Source organism: Phytopseudomonas daroniae (assembly GCF_004327275.1).
Classification (GTDB): domain Bacteria; phylum Pseudomonadota; class Gammaproteobacteria; order Pseudomonadales; family Pseudomonadaceae; genus Aquipseudomonas; species Aquipseudomonas daroniae.
Genome location: NZ_QJUJ01000001.1, coordinates 42,934 through 61,314 on the forward strand (window position 1 = coordinate 42,934; position 18,381 = coordinate 61,314).

21 protein-coding genes are annotated in these 18,381 nt (G+C 61.5%); 1 reads left to right on the forward strand and 20 read right to left on the reverse strand.

Annotation, left to right across the window (positions count from 1 at the left end):
* Positions 1-38: 38 nt before the first annotated feature.
* From der to trmJ, 19 genes are all read right to left on the reverse strand, one after another.
* Positions 39-1,511 (reverse strand): ribosome biogenesis GTPase Der, encoded by a 1,473-nt coding sequence (gene der, locus DNK10_RS00280; protein ID WP_131180718.1) that lies wholly within the window; start codon positions 1,509-1,511, stop codon positions 39-41.
* 116 nt (positions 1,512-1,627) lie between these two features.
* Complete coding sequence (bamB, locus tag DNK10_RS00285; protein WP_131190224.1) at positions 1,628-2,779, reverse strand: outer membrane protein assembly factor BamB; 1,152 nt, start codon at positions 2,777-2,779, stop codon at positions 1,628-1,630.
* Positions 2,772-3,410, reverse strand: a complete 639-nt coding sequence (locus DNK10_RS00290; RefSeq protein WP_131180882.1) for a tetratricopeptide repeat protein — start codon at positions 3,408-3,410, stop codon at positions 2,772-2,774. The genes bamB and DNK10_RS00290 overlap by 8 nt, the downstream gene beginning before the upstream one ends.
* A 33-nt stretch (positions 3,411-3,443) precedes the next feature.
* A complete protein-coding gene (gene hisS / locus DNK10_RS00295) occupies positions 3,444-4,733 on the reverse strand; it encodes a histidine--tRNA ligase (protein WP_131190225.1) in 1,290 nt (429 codons plus the stop codon).
* A gap of 20 nt (positions 4,734-4,753) precedes the next feature.
* Positions 4,754-5,866: a flavodoxin-dependent (E)-4-hydroxy-3-methylbut-2-enyl-diphosphate synthase gene (gene ispG / locus DNK10_RS00300; protein ID WP_131180721.1), complete on the reverse strand. Its 1,113-nt coding sequence runs from the start codon at positions 5,864-5,866 to the stop codon at positions 4,754-4,756.
* 1 nt (position 5,867) lies between these two features.
* Complete coding sequence (locus tag DNK10_RS00305) at positions 5,868-6,887, reverse strand: RodZ domain-containing protein (protein ID WP_131190226.1); 1,020 nt, start codon at positions 6,885-6,887, stop codon at positions 5,868-5,870.
* Complete coding sequence (gene pilW / locus DNK10_RS00310) at positions 6,884-7,648, reverse strand: type IV pilus biogenesis/stability protein PilW (RefSeq protein WP_131190227.1); 765 nt, start codon at positions 7,646-7,648, stop codon at positions 6,884-6,886. Before pilW ends, DNK10_RS00305 begins: the two co-directional genes overlap by 4 nt.
* A gap of 10 nt (positions 7,649-7,658) precedes the next feature.
* Entirely contained in the window at positions 7,659-8,807 is a 1,149-nt protein-coding gene (gene rlmN / locus DNK10_RS00315; RefSeq protein WP_131180723.1) for a dual-specificity RNA methyltransferase RlmN, read from the reverse strand.
* A 27-nt stretch (positions 8,808-8,834) separates the two neighbouring features.
* Positions 8,835-9,266 (reverse strand): nucleoside-diphosphate kinase, encoded by a 432-nt coding sequence (gene ndk / locus DNK10_RS00320; protein ID WP_042555298.1) that lies wholly within the window; start codon positions 9,264-9,266, stop codon positions 8,835-8,837.
* A 138-nt stretch (positions 9,267-9,404) separates the two neighbouring features.
* Complete coding sequence (gene iscX / locus DNK10_RS00325) at positions 9,405-9,605, reverse strand: Fe-S cluster assembly protein IscX (RefSeq protein WP_131190228.1); 201 nt, start codon at positions 9,603-9,605, stop codon at positions 9,405-9,407.
* 15 nt (positions 9,606-9,620) lie between these two features.
* Entirely contained in the window at positions 9,621-9,962 is a 342-nt protein-coding gene (fdx, locus tag DNK10_RS00330) for an ISC system 2Fe-2S type ferredoxin (RefSeq protein WP_131180725.1), read from the reverse strand.
* Between the two features lie 3 nt (positions 9,963-9,965).
* Positions 9,966-11,831: a Fe-S protein assembly chaperone HscA gene (gene hscA / locus DNK10_RS00335; RefSeq protein WP_131190229.1), complete on the reverse strand. Its 1,866-nt coding sequence runs from the start codon at positions 11,829-11,831 to the stop codon at positions 9,966-9,968.
* A gap of 54 nt (positions 11,832-11,885) precedes the next feature.
* The gene (gene hscB, locus DNK10_RS00340; RefSeq protein ID WP_131180727.1) at positions 11,886-12,413 is read right to left on the reverse strand and encodes a co-chaperone HscB; all 528 of its coding nucleotides are present in this window, start codon (positions 12,411-12,413) and stop codon (positions 11,886-11,888) included.
* On the reverse strand, positions 12,413-12,736 hold the full coding sequence (iscA, locus tag DNK10_RS00345; RefSeq protein ID WP_131180728.1) for an iron-sulfur cluster assembly protein IscA: 324 nt from the start codon (positions 12,734-12,736) through the stop codon (positions 12,413-12,415). Before iscA ends, hscB begins: the two co-directional genes overlap by 1 nt.
* A 12-nt stretch (positions 12,737-12,748) precedes the next feature.
* Positions 12,749-13,135: a Fe-S cluster assembly scaffold IscU gene (iscU, locus tag DNK10_RS00350; protein ID WP_002552476.1), complete on the reverse strand. Its 387-nt coding sequence runs from the start codon at positions 13,133-13,135 to the stop codon at positions 12,749-12,751.
* Between the two features lie 42 nt (positions 13,136-13,177).
* Positions 13,178-14,392 carry an IscS subfamily cysteine desulfurase gene (locus DNK10_RS00355; protein WP_131180729.1) on the reverse strand — a complete coding sequence of 405 codons (1,215 nt, stop codon included), beginning with the start codon at positions 14,390-14,392 and terminating at the stop codon, positions 13,178-13,180.
* A gap of 43 nt (positions 14,393-14,435) precedes the next feature.
* Positions 14,436-14,933, reverse strand: coding sequence for a Fe-S cluster assembly transcriptional regulator IscR (iscR, locus tag DNK10_RS00360; protein WP_042555291.1), 498 nt, complete (start codon positions 14,931-14,933; stop codon positions 14,436-14,438).
* Positions 14,934-15,081: 148 nt separating this feature from the next.
* On the reverse strand, positions 15,082-15,861 hold the full coding sequence (gene cysE / locus DNK10_RS00365) for a serine O-acetyltransferase (RefSeq protein WP_131190230.1): 780 nt from the start codon (positions 15,859-15,861) through the stop codon (positions 15,082-15,084).
* A complete protein-coding gene (gene trmJ / locus DNK10_RS00370; RefSeq protein WP_208738771.1) occupies positions 15,854-16,633 on the reverse strand; it encodes a tRNA (cytosine(32)/uridine(32)-2'-O)-methyltransferase TrmJ in 780 nt (259 codons plus the stop codon). Before trmJ ends, cysE begins: the two co-directional genes overlap by 8 nt.
* Before the next feature lie 143 nt (positions 16,634-16,776).
* Between trmJ and suhB the strand changes: the two genes are divergently transcribed.
* Complete coding sequence (gene suhB / locus DNK10_RS00375; protein ID WP_131180733.1) at positions 16,777-17,592, forward strand: type III secretion system regulator SuhB; 816 nt, start codon at positions 16,777-16,779, stop codon at positions 17,590-17,592.
* A gap of 141 nt (positions 17,593-17,733) precedes the next feature.
* Here the strand turns inward: suhB and DNK10_RS00380 are convergent, their stop codons facing one another.
* Positions 17,734-18,273 carry a glycine zipper 2TM domain-containing protein gene (locus tag DNK10_RS00380; protein WP_131180734.1) on the reverse strand — a complete coding sequence of 180 codons (540 nt, stop codon included), beginning with the start codon at positions 18,271-18,273 and terminating at the stop codon, positions 17,734-17,736.
* Between the last annotated feature and the right edge of the window lie 108 nt (positions 18,274-18,381).

The window sequence follows — 18,381 nt, forward strand, 5'->3', positions numbered from 1 at the left end:
GCATTGGCCGGTGTTTTTGCTGCTCTCCTTCACTCGCCTTAGCGCTTGTCCTTGCGCTTCTTGTCGGCTTTCTTGTGGTGGCTCATCAGACGGCGCTTCTTGTTCACCTGGCGATCGGTGAGGGTGTTCTTGTTGCCCTCGTAAGGGTTCTCACCGCCCTTGAACTCGATGCGGATCGGCGTACCAACCAGCTTGAGCACACGCCGGTAGGTATTTTCCAGGTAGCGGATATAGGACTTGGGCACCGCATCGACCTGGTTGCCGTGGATCACGATCAGCGGCGGGTTGGCACCACCCAGGTGGGCGTAGCGCAACTTGATCCGGCGGTTGTTGACCATGGGTGGCGCGTGCTCGCGCACGGCGTCTTCGAGGATCTGCGTCAGGCGGTTGGTCGGCCAGCGGGTGATGGCCGACTGGAACGAAGCCTGCACCGACTTGTACAGATGACCGACACCGGTGCCATGCAGCGCCGAGATGAAGTGGATATCGGCGAAGTCGACGAAGAACAACCGGCGTTGCAGCTCGGTCTTCACGTAATCGCGCTCGCTGGGCTCCATGCCGTCCCACTTGTTCAGGGCAATGACCAGGGCACGGCCACTCTCCAGCACGAAGCCGAGCAGGTTGAGGTCGTGGTCGACCACGCCTTCGCGGGCGTCCATGACAAACACCACCACGTTGGAATCCTGAATGGCCTGCAACGTCTTGACCACCGAGAACTTTTCCACCGCCTCGAAGATCTTGCCGCGCCGGCGCACGCCAGCGGTGTCGATCAGGGTGTACTTCTCTTCATCCCGCTCGAAGGGGATGTAGATGCTGTCGCGGGTGGTGCCGGCCTGATCGTAGACGATGACCCGGTCTTCACCGAGCATGCGGTTGACCAGGGTCGACTTGCCGACGTTGGGGCGGCCGATGATCGCCAGCTTGATGCCGTCCTTCTCGCTCGGACCAGGAATGCGCTTGGCTTCCTCGCCTTCGGCGACGACCTCCGGCTCTTCGCCCTCCTCAGGCTCGCCAGCATCCTTGGGAAAGCTGCCCAGGGCCGCTTCGAGCATCTGGGTGATACCACGACCATGGGCACCGGCGATGGCCAGGGCTTCGCCCATGCCCAGCGGGGCGAATTCGGCGCGGGCCAGATCCGGGTCGAGGTTGTCGACCTTGTTGACCACCAGGAAGCTGCGCTTGTTGCGCTTGCGCAGGTGCTCGCCAATCATCTGGTCGGAGGCGGACAGCCCGGCACGGGCGTCGACCAGGAACAACACGGCATCGGCTTCTTCGATGGCCTGCAGGGACTGCTCGGCCATCTTCGCGTCGATGCCTTCTTCGTCACCGGAGATACCACCGGTGTCGATCACGATATAGGTACGCCCCTGCCATTTGGCCTCGCCGTACTGGCGGTCGCGGGTCAGACCGGAAAGGTCACCGACGATCGCGTCGCGGGTGCGGGTCAGGCGGTTGAACAGGGTGGATTTGCCGACGTTCGGCCGACCCACCAGGGCAATTACGGGAACCATTCGGCTCTCCACTTCGTTATTTCAGAAAATACAAAAGCCGCTGCACAGGCAGCGGCCACAAATCTTGCGCTATCTGCCCCACTCGCCCGGCTAAACCAAGCGAGCGGGACACGGGCTCACTTGATGGTCAAGGCCACCAGTTTGCCGCCGTTGCCGAAGGCGTACAGCCAGTCGCCGACGACCAGCGGACGGGCACGCAGGCCGTCGCTGTCGATACGGATGCGGCCGACGAAACGGCCATCGACCTGGCTGATCAGGTGCAGGTAGCCTTCCAGATCGCCGAACGCGACATAGCTGGAGAACACCTGCGGCGCCGACAGCTGGCGACGGGCCAGGGCATCGTTGCTCCACAGGGCCGAAGCCGAGCGCTCGTCGATGCTTTCCACGGTGCCGCTGGCCAGGGTCACGTAAACGTTACCGAAACCTTGAGCCACACTCATGGAGCTGGATGCTTCGCGCTGCCACAGCACACGGCCGCTTTCCAGATCGAGGGCAGCAACGCGCCCCTGGTAGGTCACCACGTACAGCTGGCCACCGGAAAGCAGCAGGCCACCGTCGATGTCGACGATGCGATCCAGCTCGGAACGGCCTTGCGGGATGGCGACGCGCTGTTCCCACACCGGGATGCCACGCTGGGCGTCCAGGGCGATGACCTTGCCGCTGGACAGGCCGGCGATGGCCAACTGGTTGGTCAGCAGCGGGCTGCCAGTGCCACGCAGGGTCAGGACTGCCGGGGTGTTCTCGAAAATCCAGCGCTGCTGGCCACTGTATGCGTCCAGAGCGACCAGGGTGTCATCCTGAGTCTGTACCAACACGGTGTCGCTGTTGATGGCCGGAGCCGACAGCACTTCGCTCGGTACCTTGGCGCGCCATTTTTCTTCACCGCTGGACGAATCCAGGGCGATCACTTCACCCTTGAGAGTGCCGACCACGACCATCCCGTAGCCAGCTGCCACGGCACCGGAAATCGGCACATCCAGTTCCTTCTTCCAGGACACTTTGCCGGTGGTGCGCTCCATGGACATGATCAGGCCTTCGACGTCGGCGGCGAAGATCTGCTCGCCATCGACCACAGGCTCGAGCATGTTGTAGATGTCGCCCTGACCGTTGCCGATCGAACGGCTCCACTCTTTCTGCAGCTTCACTTCCTCTTTGAACTTGGGAAGCTCGGCAGGTGGCAGTTCTTTCTTGCTGTTGCTGCTGCAACCGACGACCAGAACGGCCAGGGCCAGCAGTGCGGCATTCTTCCAACGCATCACGTCATGCATCCCCTTTGGCCAGGTCGTCGATCTTCATCTGCAGACCACCAACGGCAGCCTCTTCAGACAGCGCACCCTTGGCCTTCACATAGGCAGCGTGGGCATCGTCGGTACGGCCCAGCTTCACCAACAGATCGCCCTTGAGCTCTTCGCGACTGGCCAGGTAAGCCTGGTCGGCGTCGCCATCGAGCAGTTTCAGGGCTTCGTCGGCTTTGTCCTGAGCGGCCAGCACGCGGGCCAGACGCTGACGAGCGAGCTCACCGAGCGTCTCATTGGCGGGCTTGTCGACCACGCTGCGCAGTTCGCTGGCTGCGTCGTCCAGCTTGCCGGCCTCGACCGCGACCTTGGCCACGAACAGGCTGCCGTACTGAGCGTACTGAGTACCGCCGAAATCACTCTTCAGCTGACCAGCCAGAGCCGCTACCTTGGCGGCATCAGGCTGACCGCTCGGGGTCAGAGCCGACTCCAGCAGTTGCTGGTAGACCACCGAAGCGCCCTGAGCCTGATTGCTCTGGTACTTCTGCCAGGCCTGCCAGCCGAATACCACGATCAGCGCCAAAGCACCGCCAGCTACCAGCGGCTTACCATTACGCTGCCACCAGTCCTTCAGGCCGGCCAGTTCATCATCATCGCTATTCAACGCCACCCCAATACTCCTTAATCGCTAAATCGCTCAAGCCTGCTTGGTGCAGGACGCCAGATGCTCGGCCAGGGCCGACCAGGCAATGTTTTGCTGTTCGCTGTCGTCGCGCAAAGGTTTGCAACCTACCACGCGAGCAGCCAGTTCGTCCTCACCCAGAATCAATGCATAGGTGGCGCCGCTCTTGTCGGCCTTCTTGAACTGGCTCTTGAAGCTACCGCTGCCGGCATTGACCAGCAGGCGCAGCCCCGGAACTTCGTTACGCAGATTCTCCGCCAGGGCCAACGCCGCCAGCTCGGCCGGCTCGCCAAAGGCGCAGATAAAGGCATCGGCCGGGCGGTTCAGCTCAGCCGGCACACGCTGCAGGGTTTCCAGCAGCAACACCAGACGCTCGACACCCATGGCGAAGCCAACACCCGGCGTCGGTTTGCCGCCGAACTGGGTGATCAGGCCATCGTAACGGCCACCGGCACACACGGTGCCCTGGGAACCGAGCTTGTCGGTGACCCACTCGAACACGGTACGGCCGTAGTAATCCAGGCCACGTACCAGCTTGGGGTTGATCTCGTAGGCGATGCCGACCGCATCGAGACGCGCCTTGAGGCCCTCGAAATGCGCGCGAGACTCTTCGTCCAGATAGTCGTGCAGGGTCGGCGCATCGGCGAGCAGTGCCTGAGTACTGGCCACCTTGCTGTCGAGAATGCGCAGCGGATTGGTGGTCAGGCGACGCTGGCTGTCTTCGTCGAGCTGATCGAAGCGCTCCTGCAGGTAGGCCACCAACGCATCGCGATACACCGCGCGGGCTTCGCTGGAACCCAGGCTGTTGAGCTGCAGGGTCACCGCATCGCTCAGACCCAATTGCTTCCACAGGCGCCAGGTCAGGGTGATCAGCTCGGCATCGATGTCCGGCCCAGGCAGGTTGAAGACTTCGACACCGATCTGGTGGAACTGCCGATAGCGGCCCTTCTGCGGCTTCTCGTAGCGGAACATCGGGCCCGCGTACCACAGCTTCTGCACCTGGCCGCCGCCGGTCATGCCATGCTCGAGTACGGCACGCACGCAACCGGCAGTGCCTTCGGGGCGCAAAGTCAGGGATTCGTCGTTGCGGTCAAGGAAGGTGTACATCTCCTTGTCGACCACGTCGGTGCCTTCGCCGATACCACGGGCGAACAGCTCGGTGAACTCGAGGATCGGCAGACGCATTTCCTGGTAGCCGTAGCTGTCGAGCAGCGCTGCCAGGGTGGTTTCCAGGTAACGCCAGGCCGGGGTCTGCTGCGGCAGGATATCGTTCATGCCACGAATGGCTTGCAGGGACTTGCTCAATTGTTTTCCTTAGGCACGGATCAGCCGCGCACGATCACGGCCGCGTCGGCTGCGACCTTCTCGGCCGCCTTTGTGCGGATCAGCCGTTCCAGCTCATCCACCAGGTTGGTGTTGGTCAGTTTCGAGACGGGCTTGCCGTCGATGTAGACCAGATTGTTCGGGCTGCCGCCAGTGAGACCGATATGCGCCTCCTTGGCTTCGCCCGGGCCGTTGACCACGCAGCCGATCACCGCGACGTCCAGCGGCACCAGCAGGTCTTCGACGCGGGTTTCCAGCTCGTTCATGGTCTTGACCACGTCGAAGTTCTGGCGCGAGCAGCTTGGGCAGGCGATGAAGTTGATGCCCCGCGAACGCAAACGCAGCGACTTGAGAATATCGAAGCCGACCTTGATCTCTTCCACCGGATCGGCAGCCAGAGAGATGCGAATGGTGTCGCCGATGCCATCGGCCAGCAGCATGCCCAGGCCGACGGAGGACTTCACGGTGCCCGAACGCAGGCCACCGGCTTCGGTGATGCCCAGGTGCAGCGGTTGCTCGATCTGCTTGGCCAGCAGGCGATAGGCCTCGACGGCCATGAACACGTCGGAGGCCTTTACGCTGACTTTGAAGTCCGGGAAATTCAGGCGATCCAGGTGCTCCACGTGACGCAGCGCGGACTCAACCAGGGCGGCCGGGGTCGGTTCACCGTATTTCTTCTGCAGATCCTTTTCCAGCGAACCGGCATTCACGCCGATGCGGATCGGGATGCCCTTGTCGCGAGCGGCCTCGACCACCGCCTTGACCCGGTCTTCACGACCGATGTTACCGGGGTTGATACGCAGGCAATCGACGCCCAGTTCGGCCACGCGCAGGGCGATCTGGTAATCGAAGTGAATGTCCGCCACCAGCGGCAGATTGACCTGCTGCTTGATTCGGCCAAAGGCTTCGGCAGCGTCCATGTCCGGCACGGAAACCCGCACGATGTCGGCACCCGCCGCTTCAAGACGACGAATCTGCTCGACGGTCGCGGCGACATCGTTGGTATCGGTGTTGGTCATGCTCTGCACGGCGATGGGCGCATCGCCCCCTACCGGTACCGAGCCGACCCAGATCTTGCGGGACAGCCGGCGCTTGATCGGCGATTCACCGTGCATATTACTGCCCACCCAACTTGAAGCGTGCGGTCTCACCAGAGATGTGCGGCGTCACGTCCACGGCTGCGCCGTTATAGGCCACCTGAGCGCCACGGGCAAACCCCAGACGCAGTTCCAGCGGCGCCTGGGCGCGCACATCGAGACTCTCACCGGAACGTTTCAGGCCACTGGCGACGATCTTGCCATTGGCATCGGTCACCTGAATCCAGCAGTCGGCGACGAACGTCAGACTCAACAGGCCTTCACCAGCAGCGACCGGCGCTTGAGGCTGAGGGGCAGCAGCCGGTGCAGGCGCTTCAGCAGCCGGCGCGGCAGGAGTCGTCGCTGGTGTACCCGGTGCGGCTGGGGCCTGAGTGGGGTCGGCCGGCGCGGCCTGAGCAGGAGGGTTCTGCTCCAGCAGCTCACTGGCAGTGGCCTCAGGGGTAGTGTCCGCGGCATCGCCCAGCGGCTCGACAGGAACACTTGGCAGCGGCAATTCGGTACCTTGATTCTGCGCTTCGGCAACGGCCTGATCTTCCGGCTCGTCGAGTGGGTGGATCTGCGTATTGCCGTCGGCGCCATCGACTTCGACATGGCCCAGGCCAACATTCTTCAGATCATCGAGTTGCCAACCCTGATCCTGCCACCAGTAGAAACAGGCGCCGCCCACACCGAGCAGCAACAGGAAGCTGACCAGGCGCAGGATGCTCTGCGAGTAACGCGTCGGCTCTTCGATACGACCCAGGGCATGCACGCTGCTGCCAGTGGCATTGCTGCCGGTGAACTGATCGAAATCGGCGACCAGCGGTGCCTGATCCAGGCCGAGCAGTTTTGCATAGGCGCGGATATAGCCGCGGGCGAAGGTATTGCCCGGCAGCTTATCGAATTCACCGGCCTCCAGCTGGGCCAGGCGCATAGGCGTGAGGTTGAGCTGAGCCGCGACTTCCGCGACCGACCAGCCCCTGCTCTCACGCGCCGCACGCAGCGCTTCACCAGGATTGACGTGATGAGCTGCTGCAACTTCAGGTTGGGCCGCTTTCATCTTTGCTCCGACAGATATTGCTGATATTCCGGCGTACCGGGATAAAGACGTTTCAACTGCAAGCCGATGCTGGCGGCGCGGTCACGATCCTCAAAGATCGTGGCCAGTCGGGCCCCCAACAACAGGCTGCGGGAATTCTGCTCGGCAATGGCGCTGTAGCTTTCGTAGTAGCTACGCGCCGGGACGTACTCTTTGTCTTCGTAAGAAAGGTTCGCCATTTCCAGCAGCGCCCGCGGCTGACGGCTGTTGAGGCGCAGCGAACGTTCGAAATAGGCTTTGGCCTCGTCGCGCTGCTTGAGCATCATCGCGGTCATGCCAAGATTCTCGAACACCCGGGCACGCTCTGGATAGAGGCTGTCCTCGGCGGCGAGGCTGTAGCGCTGCAGGGCTTCCTTGTAACGCTTCTGTTCGAACAGAAAACCCGCGTAATTGTTCAGCAGGCGTGCATCCCTGGAATTACCCGACAGCGACTTGCGAAAGTGCTCGTCGGCCAATTCCGGCTCCATCTCGCGCTGGAATACCAACGCCAGTACCGCGTGGGCATCGGCGCCCGACGGATTGATGTTCAGCGCGTTCTTCAACGGCACCTTGGCCGGCCCCGTTTCACCCTGCTGCAAATAGCCGATACCGAGCTGGACGAATGAATCGTAAGCCTTCTTGCGGCCCTCGGCGGTTTTCATCGGGTCGACATCACCGGTGGAAACGCAAGCGCTGAGCAGACTTGCACTGAGCAGAAACAACAAGGAACGCAGCACGGTCATGGACATCCTCTCAGGTACGACTGGCAGTGGGACGCGGAGAGTCCGCCTCGCCGCTCAACTGACGCACGGCGATGTAGCGTTCACTGCGGCGGGTACGATCCATGACTTGGCCAACCAGTTGCCCACACGCCGCGTCGATATCTTCGCCACGGGTCGTGCGCACCGTGACGTTATGTCCGGCTTTTTGCAACAGTTCCTGGAAACGACGAATGGCGTTGTTGCTTGGACGCTCGTAACCCGAATGGGGGAACGGGTTGAACGGAATCAGGTTGATCTTGCAGGGTACATCCGCCAACAGCGCGACCATCTGTTCGGCGTGCTCGAGTTTATCGTTCACATCCTTGAGCAGGGTGTACTCGATTGTCAGCACACGTTTCTCGCCCAGGCGGGAAATGTAACGTTTGCAGGCAGCCAGCAGCATGTCCAGCGGGTATTTCTTGTTGATCGGCACCAACTGGCTGCGCAGCTCGTCGTTCGGCGCGTGCAGCGACAACGCCAGGGACACGTCGATGACCTCGGCCAGCTTGTCGATCATCGGCACCACACCGGAAGTGGACAACGTCACCTTGCGCTTGGAGATGCCGTAACCGAGGTCATCCATCATGATCTTCATGGCGGCGACCACGTTGTCGAAATTCAGCAGCGGCTCGCCCATGCCCATCATCACCACGTTGGTGATCGCGCGGTCGATCTTCGCTGGCACACTGCCGAACGACTTGTTGGCGACCCATACCTGGCCGATGATTTCGGCACTGGTCAGGTCACTGTTGAAACCTTGCTTGCCCGTGGAGCAGAAGCTGCAGTCCAGGGCACAGCCGGCTTGCGAGGAAACACACAGGGTGCCACGCCCGCCCTGGGGGATGTACACGGTTTCCACGCAACTGCCCGACGCCACACGCACTACCCACTTGCGCGTGCCATCGGAGGAAATATCTTCGCTGACCACTTCTGGCCCGCGAATATAGGCAGCAGCCTTGAGCTTTTCGCGCAAGACCTTGCCAACGTTGGTCATGGCGTCGAAATCATCGACGCCAAAGTGGTGAATCCACTTCATGACCTGACCGGCACGGAAGCGTTTTTCCCCGATATTGTCGAAGAATTGCTCCATTTCCGGCTGGGTCAGGCCCAGCAGGTTGATTTTGCCGTTTGTGTCGGTCATGGCGTATTCACCCTCGCACGCTTCGCCTTAGCGAATGCGGGCGTTTACCTCGGTAGCGGAGAAGAAGTAAGCGATTTCGCGCGCAGCGGAAGCTTCGGAGTCCGAACCGTGAACGGCGTTCTCGTCGATGGAAACGGCGAAGTCGGCACGGATGGTGCCGGCAGCGGCTTCTTTCGGGTTGGTAGCGCCCATCAGCTCACGGTTCTTGGCGATGGCGTTTTCGCCTTCCAGAACCTGGACGATGACCGGACCGGAGGTCATGAATGCGACCAGATCCTTGAAGAAGCCACGCTCGCTGTGCTCGGCGTAGAAGCCAGCGGCCTCGCGCTCGGACAGTTGCAACTGCTTGGAAGCGACGATGCGCAGGCCCGCTTTTTCGAAACGAGTGGTGATCTCGCCGATAACGTTTTTAGCAACGGCATCAGGCTTGATGATGGAGAAAGTACGTTGAACAGCCATGTGACACTCCAGAAACAATAGATTTAAAGCCAAAAATTAAACCCGCGAATTATACGCGGGTTCCATTCAAAAACATAACAGCGGCCCTTGGCGGCAATCGGCTCGCTGCAGCCGAGGCGGCAAGACCGCCCCAGCGCCTCACTGCGTCTCTTCGATCCAGGCAGCCTGAATGGCTTCGAGCACCTTTTCGCCGCCGCGTTGCGGGTCGTCGGAAAAGTCCGGCAGCTCTACCACCCAGCGATGCAGCTGGACGAAATTCACGTAACGAGGGTCGACATCCGCTTTGCTGTCGGCAAGCTGGATGGCGATTTCAAGAACATCGACCCATTTCAGGCTCATGCTGAGGCTCCCTGATCAGTGCGGCGCTTCGGCGGCGTGGTTGAGCGAATACTTGGGGATTTCGACGGTTATGTCTTCTTCACCAACGATAGCCTGACAGGCGAGACGCGACTGAGCTTCCAGCCCCCAGGCCTTGTCGAGGTAGTCCTCTTCGAGCTCGTCGGCTTCGTTCAGCGAATCGAACCCCTCGCGCACGATGCAATGGCAGGTAGTACAGGCACACACGCCGCCACAGGCGCTCTCCATCTCGATATGGTGCTCGTGGGCCAGCTCCAGGATGGAAGTACCAGGCTGAGCCTCCACCACCAGCCCTTCCGGGCAGAATTTCTCGTGGGGCAGAAAAATTACCTGAGGCATCAGTTATTCCTCGATCTCATTCAGGTTGCGCCCGGCCAGCGCGGCTTTTACCGTCGAATCCATGCGGCGGGCTGCAAAAGCATCGGTCACTTGCGACAGACGCTTGGTCTGCTGCTCGATGGCCACGCCATCGGTGCCAGTCAACAAATCACGTAGTTCCTGCATCTGCAGGTCGATCACCATGCGCTCTTCGGCATCCAGCAGACGTTCGCCATCGACCTGCAAGGCAGCCTCGACCGCCTCGAGCAGACGCTGCGCATCGACCTGCTGCTCGCGCAAGGCGCGGGCGGCCTTGTCACCACCGGCGTGCTGGAAGGAATCCTTCAGCATGCGCGCCACCTCACCATCGGTAAGGCCATAGGACGGTTTGACCTGAATACTGGCTTCGACGCCCGAAGCCAGCTCGCGGGCACTTACGCTGAGCAGACCATCGGCGTCCACCTGGAAGGTCACCCGGATCTTCGCCGCGCCGGCCACCATCGGCGGAATACCGCGTAGCTCGAAACGCGCCAGGGAACGGCAATCGCTGATCAGCTCGCGCTCGCCCTGCAGCACATGGATCATCATGGCGCTCTGGCCATCTTTGTAAGTCGTGAATTCCTGTGCACGAGCCACGGGAATCGTGGTGTTGCGCGGAATCACCTTTTCCATCAGCCCGCCCATGGTTTCCAGCCCCAGGGACAGCGGGATGACGTCCAGCAGCAGCAATTCCTCACCATCTGCACGGCGGTTGCCGGCCAGGGCATCGGCCTGGATCGCCGCGCCGATGGCGACCACCTGATCCGGGTCGATATCGGTCAGCGGCTGGCGGCCGAACAGCTCGCCGACCGCCTCACGCACACGCGGTACACGGGTCGAACCACCGACCATGACCACGGCTCCGACGTCTTCGACTTCGATACCCGAATCGCGTACGGCGCGGCGGCAGGCTTTCAGGCTGCGCGCCACCATCGGCTCGATCAGCGCCTGGAAATCGGCGCGGGACAATACATCGCGCCACTGGCCGTGCACGACCTCGACGCTCTCGGCATCGGTCAGTGCCTCCTTGGCGGAGCAGGCGGTCTGCAGCAGGCTGCGCTGGGCACCCGGCTCGATATCGGCGGACAGGCCAGCCTGCTCGACGATCCAGCCAGCGATGGCGTGGTCGAAATCATCACCGCCCAGGGCACTGTCGCCACCGGTAGCCAGCACCTCGAATACACCACCGGTCAGACGCAGGATGGAAATATCGAAGGTACCGCCGCCCAGGTCGTAGATCGCCACCACGCCTTCGGCGTTCTGGTCGAGGCCATAGGCGACCGCGGCAGCGGTGGGTTCGTTGAGTAGACGCAGCACGCCCAGGCCGGCCAGACGCGCTGCGTCCTTGGTGGCCTGGCGCTGGGAGTCGTCGAAATAGGCCGGCACGGTAATCACCGCCCCTACCAGCTCGCCACCCAGGGTCGACTCGGCGCGCTGGCGCAACACCCTGAGGATTTCAGCGGACACTTCCACAGGGCTTTTCAGACCCTGCACGGTGTCGATGAACGGCATGTGCGACTCGCCGGCGACGAAGCGGTAAGGCAGTTGCTCACCCAATTGCTTCACATCGGCAAGGCCGCGCCCCATCAAGCGCTTGACCGACAGGATGCTGTTGAAGGGGTCGCTCGCGGCGTCGCGACGGGCCGCTTCTCCGACCTCGACGCGATCGGCGTGATAACGCACGGCCGAGGGCAGAATCAGGCGCCCTTCACTGTCCGGCAGCGGTTCGCTGACGCCGCTGCGCACGGCAGCGACCAAGGAATTGGTGGTGCCCAGGTCGATCCCGACAGCCAGACGACGCTGGTGTGGTTGTGGGCTCTGTCCGGGCTCAGCAATCTGCAATAAAGCCATAGGTAATCGGTGCTTATCTGGGTATCAGGCACGGCCACGGCAGCCGTACGTGCATTAATCGTCGAGGCGCTCTTCCAACTGGCGCACCTCGTGGGAAAGCTTGTCGAGGAACTGCATGCGGCGCATCAGGCGTTCGGCCTCTTCTCGGCGCGCATCGTCCTCCCAGGCATCGGCGAAGCTATCGTTCAGGTCTTGCTTGGCTGTCTTCAAACGCCCCTTGAACGCCGCAACACCCGCCAGGTCAGCATCGTCCTGCAGCTCTTCGAGCTCTTCACGCCACTGCATCTGCTGCATCAGGAAGTCAGGATCCTGCACGGTGACTTCCAGCGGCAACTCGGGCCCGCGCATCGCCAGCAGATAGCGGGCACGCTGCGAATCGCTTTTGAGCGTGCTATAGGCCTCGTTGAGGCTCGCCGAACGCTCCAGCGCCAGACGCTGTTCACGCTCGGAAGCATCAGCGAAACGGTCAGGGTGCACGCCACGAGCCAACTCGCGATAACGGGTCGCGAGCTGATCGAGATCCAGACGGAAGCTCGGCTGCAGCTCGAACAGGGCGAAGTGACAAGGGCCGGAGCTGCTCATCAGATGTTGAAGCTTTCGCCGCAGCCACACTCGCCACGGACATTCGGGTTGTTGAACTTGAAGCCTTCGTTCAACCCTTCCTTGACGAAGTCCAGCTCGGTGCCGTCGAGATAGACCAGGCTCTTGGGATCGATGATCACCTTGACGCCATGGCTCTCGAACACCTGATCCTCGCCGGCGGTTTCGTCGACGAACTCCAGCACGTAAGCCAGGCCGGAACAGCCTGTGGTGCGCACACCCAGGCGGATACCCTCACCCCTTCCACGGCCGTCGAGCGAACGACGAATATGCTGGGCAGCGGCTTGAGTCATGCTGATGGCCATCGACAAACCTCCTTAGAGCAAACCTTTCTTCTGCTTGTAATCGCGCACGGCAGCCTTGATGGCGTCCTCGGCGAGTACCGAACAGTGAATCTTCACGGGCGGCAGCGCCAGCTCTTCGGCGAGCTGGGTGTTCTTGATGGTCTCTGCCTCATCCAGTGTCTTGCCCTTCATCCACTCTGTGGCCAGGGAACTGGAGGCGATGGCGGAGCCACAGCCGTAGGTCTTGAACTTGGCGTCTTCGATCACGCCCTGCTCGTTGACCTTGATCTGCAGACGCATCACGTCGCCGCAGGCCGGCGCGCCGACCATGCCGGTGCCGACGTCAGGATCTTCCGCGTTCATCTTGCCGACGTTGCGCGGGTTCTCGTAGTGGTCGATGACCTTTTCGCTGTAAGCCATGTTATCAATCCTCTTTCATCAGGCGCCGCTCACTGGCAGCTTTTAGTGTGCTGCCCATTCCACCTTGGAAATGTCGACACCTTCTTTGAACATATCCCAGAGCGGCGACAGTTCGCGCAGCTTGGTGACTGCCTCGCGTACTTTCTCCGCGGCGTAGTCGACTTCTTCTTCGGTGGTGAAGCGGCCGAAGGTGAAGCGAATCGAGCTGTGTGCCAGTTCGTCGTTGCGGCCCAGGGCGCGCAGCACGTAGGAAGGCTCCAGAGAGGCCGAGGTACAGGCCGAACCGGACGAGACCGCCAGATCCTTGAGGGCCATGATCAGCGACTCGCCTTCGACGTAGTTGAAGCTGAGATTCAGGTTGTGCGGCACACGGGCAGTCATGCTGCCATTGATGTACAGCTCCTCCAGACCGTCGACGTGTTTGAAGAAGCGGTCACGCAGGGCCAGTACCTTGGCGTTCTCTGCGGCCATTTCTTCCTTGGCGATGCGGAAGGCTTCACCCATGCCGACACACTGATGGGTCGCCAGGGTACCGGAACGCATGCCGCGCTCGTGGCCGCCACCGTGGGTCTGGGCTTCCAGGCGTACACGCGGCTTGCGGCGTACGTACAGGGCGCCGACGCCTTTCGGGCCATAGGTCTTGTGCGCCGAGAAGGACATCAGGTCGACCTTGAGATTTTGCAGGTCGATCTCCACCTTGCCGGTCGACTGAGCGGCATCGACATGGAAGAACACGCCACGAGCACGCAGCAATTCGCCGATCGCGGCGATATCGTTGACGGTGCCGATTTCGTTGTTGACGTGCATGATCGACACCAGAATGGTGTCTTCACGCAGTGCCGCCTCGACCATGGCCGGGGTGATCAGGCCGTCTTCACCGGGCTCGATATAGGTGACTTCGAAGCCTTCACGCTCAAGCTGACGCATGGTGTCGAGCACCGCTTTGTGCTCGATCTTCGAGGTGATCAGATGCTTGCCCTTGCTTGCGTAGAAGCTGGCGATGCCCTTGATGGCGAGGTTGTCGGATTCGGTGGCACCGGACGTCCAGACAATCTCGCGCGGGTCGGCATTGACCAGCTCGGCGACCTGGCGGCGGGCGTTCTCCACGGCTTCTTCGGCCTTCCAGCCAAACACGTGGGAGCGCGAAGCCGGGTTGCCGAAGTTGCCTTCGTTGGTCAGGCATTCGATCATTTTTTGCGCAACGCGTGGATCGACCGGCGTTGTCGCGGAGTAGTCCATGTAGATCGGCAATTTCATTCAGGTATCTCCTAATCAGGTATCAGGCCGGCGCCTTGCGTGCTCAATCGACGGTGGACGCTTCAATCTTATCCAGAAGGTGTGCCCTGCCATTATTATTGCAGCGACGCTGATCCTGGCGCTGGGCAACTTCCTGCACCTCACGGCGCGTGACCAGATCGGCCAGACTGATGCCGCTGAGGAACTCGTGGATCTGCTGGCTCAGATCGCACCACAAATGGTGGGTCAGGCAGATATCGCCGGAGTGACAACCGCCCTGCCCCTGGCAACGGGTGGCATCGACGGATTCGTTGACCGCGTCGATCACTTCGGCGACCTGGATACCCTGCATGTTGCGCGACAGTTGATAACCACCACCCGGGCCACGCACGCTGGAAACCAGACTCCCACGACGGAGCTTGGCGAACAGCTGCTCGAGGTAGGAGAGAGAAATACCCTGGCGCTCGGAGATATCGGCGAGGGATACCGGCCCGTTCTGCGCATGCAGCGCCAGATCGAGCATGGCAGTAACGGCGTATCGGCCTTTGGTAGTCAGTCGCATGAAGGGTTACCAAGGAATCACAATGTGCCGCAATTATCCTATTCCCGAGTATTTAAGTCAACTATAAGACCCACTAGAACACTCGGGATTAGACGCCTTGCCCGCTTCAAGCGGCGGCGGATCATAGCAAAGCCACGCCCGCCACGCATCAAGCGGCCGGCTTGTCGCCCTGCTCCTTGCAGACACCATCGAAGTCTTCGTCACGCAGCTCGGGCAACTCCTTGGCACGGTAATCGCTGCCCAATGCACCGAGCGCGTCACACATACCCTCCAGGCGATTGTCGACCGCATGCAGGTGATCGAGCAGCTGCGCGATAGCCCGCGCCACCGGATCCGGCATGTCCTGGCTGACGCCATAGGCATCGAACCCCAGCTTGTCGGCCATGGCCCGACGCTGCGCCTCGAGCCCATCTTCATCCTTGACGATGACCTTCGCTGGAATACCGACCGCCGTAGCCCCAGCCGGCACCGCCCTGGTGACCACCGCATTGGAGCCGATCTTGGCGCCCGCACCCACAGTGAACGGACCGAGCACCTTGGCGCCAGCGCCCACCACCACACCATCCTCGAGCGTCGGATGGCGCTTGCCCTTGTTCCAACTGGTGCCACCCAGGGTCACCCCCTGATAGAGCGTGACGTCGTCACCGATCTCAGCGGTCTCACCGATGACGATGCCCATGCCGTGATCGATGAAAAAGCGTCGGCCGATCACCGCCCCCGGATGAATTTCGATACCCGTCAACCAGCGACTGAAGTTCGACACGCTACGCGCCAGCCACTTCCAGCCGGACACCCACAACCCGTGCGCCGCCCGATGCAGCCACACCGCATGCAACCCCGGGTAACAGGTAACCACTTCGAACGCGTTGCGCGCCGCCGGATCACGATGAAAAACACCCTGGATATCTTCCCGCATGCGCTCAAACATCACTCTTTCCCCGCTTATGGTGCTCGCCGCGCGCCGCCTTGAGCGTTTCGGTCAACACGCCGCGCAAGATATTCATTTCCAGCTTGGTCACCGCACTGCGTCCATACAGACGACGCAGGCGACTCATCAAGTGACGCGGATTGACCGGGTCGAGAAACCCGATCTCCACCAGCGACTTTTCGAGATGCCCGTAGAAGGATTCCATCTCGTCAGCGGTCACCGGCTGCTCGCCCTCGTCAGCGACAACGTCCTGTCGAGGCGCCACGAGCGGAGCATTTTCCAGCGCCAGGGCCGCCATGCGCGCCTCGTACGTCAGCACCTGCACGGCAGCCGCCAGGTTCAGCGAACTGAATGCCGGGTCGGACGGAATGTGCACATGGAAATGACAGCGCTGCAGCTCTTCATTGGTCAGGCCGGCGTGCTCACGCCCGAACACCAGCGCCACCTCTCCACCGGCAGCAGCTTTGTCCACAACCGCTACGCCACACTCGCGCGGATCGATCAGCGGCCAGGGAATACGTCGCTCACGGGCACTGGTGCCGAACACCAGACTGCAACCGACCAGCGCATCCTCGAGACACGAAACCACCTCAGCAGCATCGAGAATGTCGGCCGCACCCGAGGCTCGCGCCACAGCTTCCTCACTCGGAAACTGGCGCGGCGCCACCAGCACCAGCCGCGACAATCCCATGTTTTTCATGGCGCGAGCCGCCCCGCCGATATTGCCGGGATGACTGGTGTTGACCAGTACCACTCGAATGTTCTGCAGCAAGAGAGACGCCCGCGTCGGATAAATAAGGTGACAAATCTTACAGAAGCCCCCCGCTTTATGCCACGCAGGACACGGACGGCACTTCAAGCGATGTACTTTTCTGCTAGAATGGCCGGCTTTATTACGACCCCAGGTGAACTTCCATGCAGCCCATGCTGAATATCGCGCTGCGCGCAGCCCGTAGCGCCGGTGAAATGATCTTCCGCTCAATCGAACGCCTGGACGTCATCTCCGTAGATGAAAAGGACGCCAAGGACTACGTCACCGAGATCGACCGCTCTGCCGAGCTGATGATCGTCCAGGCTTTGCGCAAGGCCTACCCGACCCACAGCTTCCTCGGCGAAGAGGGCGGCCTGCTCGAAGGCAGCGGTGAAGGCGCCGACTATCAGTGGATCATCGACCCACTGGATGGCACCACCAACTTCATCCGCGGCGTCCCGCACTTCGCCGTAAGCGTGGCCTGCAAATACCGCGGCCGCCTGGAACACGCAGTGATCATCGACCCGGTTCGCCAGGAAGAATTCACCGCCAGCCGTGGCCGTGGCGCCGCTCTGAACGGCCGCCGCCTGCGCGTGAGCAACCGCAAGAGCCTGGAAGGCGCCCTGCTGGGTACCGGCTTCCCGTTCCGCGACAGCCAACTGGACAACCTGGAAAACTACCTGGGCATGTTCCGCAGCCTGGTCGGCCAGACTGCAGGCGTGCGCCGCGCCGGCGCCGCCAGCCTGGATCTGGCCTATGTAGCCGCAGGTCGCTTCGATGCGTTCTGGGAATTCGGCCTCTCCGAGTGGGACATGGCGGCAGGCGCCCTGCTGATCCAGGAAGCGGGCGGTCTGGTCAGCGACTTCAGCGGCGGCCATGAATTCCTTGAGAAAGGTCAGATCGTCGCTGGCAACACCAAATGCTTCAAGGCTGTGCTGACCGCGATCCAGCCGCACCTCTCGGCGTCGCTCAAACGCTAGGAGCAGTTTTAAGCTACAAGCCACAAGCTTCAAGCAAGGCACTGCCCCGACCCGCCTGAAGCATGTAGCCAATAGCGTAATCCATTAAAAAGGCGCTCCGAAGAGCGCCTTTTTTCCACCCAGCCAGCGATGGCTGTTTGTTTACTCAGCGGAATCGGCCAGCACCAGCTTGCCTTCACGCACCGGGATCTGGTGACCCGGCTCACGATCCATACGCACCTGACCGACCTTGCCGTCCAGATCGTATTTCACGTCGTAGCCGACGATCTTCTCGCTGGTGTCGGTGACGGTGTTGCAGCGGGTCTCGGTGGTGGTATAAGTGTCGCGGTTCTGCATGCCTTCCTGCACCTTGTTACCGGCATAACCACCGCCGACCGCACCTGCCACGGTAGCGATCTTCTTACCGTTGCCACCACCCACCTGGTTACCCAGCAGGCCACCGACTACGGCACCGATAGCGGTACCCGCCAGCTGATGCTGATCCTTGACCGCACGCTGACGCGTCACGGCCACATCCTTGCATTCTTCACGCGGCGTCTTGATGGTTTCAGTCACCGGTTTGACCGCCAGAACCTCGGCATATTGAGGCCCGCCGCCGACCAAACTGTAGGTCGCGACAGCACCACCTGCAGTGACACCAACAGCACCCAACACAGCTCCAACCAACAACGACTTGTTCATGTGAACTCCTGATCACAACCGCAGCGCTCTTGCTGCTTTACTCCCTGCCTTGGAAACGAAAAACGGGCGACAAGTTCCCTTGCTGCCCGCTTTTGTCCGCCGTAATCG

Bases quoted from the DNA above. Each gene is read 5' to 3' on its own strand.
- der (WP_131180718.1), bottom strand. From the start codon at position 1,511: ATGGTTCCCGTAATTGCCCTGGTGGGTCGGCCGAACGTCGGCAAATCC.
- bamB (WP_131190224.1), bottom strand. From the start codon at position 2,779: ATGCATGACGTGATGCGTTGGAAGAATGCCGCACTGCTGGCCCTGGCC.
- ispG (WP_131180721.1), bottom strand. From the start codon at position 5,866: ATGCACGGTGAATCGCCGATCAAGCGCCGGCTGTCCCGCAAGATCTGG.
- DNK10_RS00305 (WP_131190226.1), bottom strand. From the start codon at position 6,887: ATGAAAGCGGCCCAACCTGAAGTTGCAGCAGCTCATCACGTCAATCCT.
- pilW (WP_131190227.1), bottom strand. From the start codon at position 7,648: ATGACCGTGCTGCGTTCCTTGTTGTTTCTGCTCAGTGCAAGTCTGCTC.
- rlmN (WP_131180723.1), bottom strand. From the start codon at position 8,807: ATGACCGACACAAACGGCAAAATCAACCTGCTGGGCCTGACCCAGCCG.
- ndk (WP_042555298.1), bottom strand. From the start codon at position 9,266: ATGGCTGTTCAACGTACTTTCTCCATCATCAAGCCTGATGCCGTTGCT.
- iscX (WP_131190228.1), bottom strand. From the start codon at position 9,605: ATGAGCCTGAAATGGGTCGATGTTCTTGAAATCGCCATCCAGCTTGCC.
- fdx (WP_131180725.1), bottom strand. From the start codon at position 9,962: ATGCCTCAGGTAATTTTTCTGCCCCACGAGAAATTCTGCCCGGAAGGG.
- hscA (WP_131190229.1), bottom strand. From the start codon at position 11,831: ATGGCTTTATTGCAGATTGCTGAGCCCGGACAGAGCCCACAACCACAC.
- hscB (WP_131180727.1), bottom strand. From the start codon at position 12,413: ATGAGCAGCTCCGGCCCTTGTCACTTCGCCCTGTTCGAGCTGCAGCCG.
- iscA (WP_131180728.1), bottom strand. From the start codon at position 12,736: ATGGCCATCAGCATGACTCAAGCCGCTGCCCAGCATATTCGTCGTTCG.
- iscU (WP_002552476.1), bottom strand. From the start codon at position 13,135: ATGGCTTACAGCGAAAAGGTCATCGACCACTACGAGAACCCGCGCAAC.
- DNK10_RS00355 (WP_131180729.1), bottom strand. From the start codon at position 14,392: ATGAAATTGCCGATCTACATGGACTACTCCGCGACAACGCCGGTCGAT.
- iscR (WP_042555291.1), bottom strand. From the start codon at position 14,933: ATGCGACTGACTACCAAAGGCCGATACGCCGTTACTGCCATGCTCGAT.
- cysE (WP_131190230.1), bottom strand. From the start codon at position 15,861: ATGTTTGAGCGCATGCGGGAAGATATCCAGGGTGTTTTTCATCGTGAT.
- suhB (WP_131180733.1), top strand. From the start codon at position 16,777: ATGCAGCCCATGCTGAATATCGCGCTGCGCGCAGCCCGTAGCGCCGGT.
- DNK10_RS00380 (WP_131180734.1), bottom strand. From the start codon at position 18,273: ATGAACAAGTCGTTGTTGGTTGGAGCTGTGTTGGGTGCTGTTGGTGTC.